The following is a 1551-nucleotide window of genomic DNA, read 5'->3' as shown; positions in this document are numbered from 1 at the left end:
GAGCACTATGACGGCCTTGACCCCTTCCCGGATGCGCCGGCTGATCTCCTCCTTGGTCAACCTCTTGAGCTCCTCTCGGTCCATTCCGCCCTCCATGCTTAACCCACAAAATACGCGACACTACCAACTTTGCCCCTTACGGGCAGGCGATCTACCCTGCTCCCGACGACAAGCCTTTCGACAGCTAAGATGCCCAGTTGGTTTTGAATCAGGGCCAGCCCCGCTTCTACTTGATGCGCCTGCCCCGCCGCGGCCTCAAGTTTAGCCAGATAACCCACCACACCCGCTGCACCCAGTGTCTGGGATCCCTGCACGGCAAGGAGTGGTTTATCGCCGTCGCGCCGCCCGCCGACGAGCTGCAAGTGGACGAGATTCAGGCTTTTCGGGTGCCCGGCGATCGCTTTATCAAACTGGAGATGGGCACCTGGCATGCCGGCCCCTACTTCGACCACGAGGAGTTCATCGATTTCTATAATCTGGAGCTGGCCGACACCAACCTCACCGACCACGAGACGATCAACCTGCTCCAGACCTACAACCTGGAGTTTCAGATCGTCCCCTGAAGACGGATCCCTGCAGTCTCGGCAAAAAAATCGATGTAGTCTTTACGCTTGAGCGCGGAAAGAGGTGCGGGGATCCGCAGCTACGCTATAGGAAGGGGCAGAGGCTGAACTCAGGTTCTAGCCCTAGAGGATCCGGCTGAGTTGGGTGAGCATTTCTTGACTGGGGTTCGAGTTCTGCCCTTGCCGACAGAAGTCTCGGCACAGCAACTTGTTGGGCCAGGTGATAGAACAGGGTCAAACCTGGCAGCGTTTTGGAGGTTTGTTGCGATGGCCGCACTCCAACTCAACAAGGTGAGCCGCCAGCTCTTGGGGGCTCTGGCCCTGTTCCTGTGCCTGGGACTGTTGTCTGCCTGCGACGAGGGTAGCAGCAGCACCGTCAGTCCCCCCAGCCTCACGCCCACTCCCACCCCCGCTGGTCGGTAAGCCCACAGGATCTTGCATGCCTTGGCAGCGGCTGCCCAGTTTGCAGCAAGTCTGGGCAGGGATGGTTTTGAGTCTGCTCTGCCTTTTTCTGTTGGCAGCCTGCGGCGGTGGGGAGGGATCCCTTACTGCGGTGGGGCCCCCTCCGGCAGGGGAGCTGCCCATCGCCGGTTTCTTGTGCCAGTTGGATCGCCAGACCCGCAGCTTTGCCGGCCCCATCTATGCCGAGCAGCCTCAGGCTGCCACCTGCAATCCCGGTCGCCTCACCCCGGCAGCAGCCCAAAAGATGATGGATCGGCTCAACTTTCTGCGGCTGTTGCACGAGTTGCCGTCGGTGAAGCTCAATCCCGAATTCTTGGAGGCCGCTCAGCAGGCGGCCCTGATGCAGGTGGCCAATGGCGCCCTCAGCCACCAGCCGCCCCCTTCTTGGCGCTGCTTTACCCCTGCTGGAGAGGCGGGATCCCGCTTCAGCAACCTGGCGGTTGGGCCCATCCTAGAGCTGAACGGCCCCGATCCAGGCCGGGTGTTGGCGCGGCAGGTGGACATCTATTTTGCCGAGCCAGGTCGA

At 61.1% G+C, this 1551-nt stretch carries 2 protein-coding genes and 1 pseudogene; all 3 read left to right on the top strand.

Translation table 11 applies throughout. The annotated features are described in order from the left end of the window. Positions 1 to 197: 197 nt before the first annotated feature. Positions 198 to 563: an ureidoglycolate lyase gene (locus tag NW809_RS12520; RefSeq protein ID WP_414348675.1), complete on the top strand. Its 366-nt coding sequence runs from the start codon at positions 198 to 200 to the stop codon at positions 561 to 563. A gap of 267 nt (positions 564 to 830) precedes the next feature. Further along, positions 831 to 986: a hypothetical protein gene (locus NW809_RS12515; RefSeq protein ID WP_168173315.1), complete on the top strand. Its 156-nt coding sequence runs from the start codon at positions 831 to 833 to the stop codon at positions 984 to 986. A gap of 16 nt (positions 987 to 1002) precedes the next feature. Beyond that, positions 1003 to 1551: pseudogene (locus tag NW809_RS12510) on the top strand (CAP domain-containing protein); the annotation flags it as partial.

The sequence above is a fragment of the Synechococcus sp. WC101 genome, assembly GCF_047461555.1.
Classification (GTDB): domain Bacteria; phylum Cyanobacteriota; class Cyanobacteriia; order Thermostichales; family Thermostichaceae; genus Thermostichus.
The sequence above is the reverse complement of the archived record's forward strand: the minus strand, read 5'-3'. Positions and strand labels throughout refer to the sequence as shown.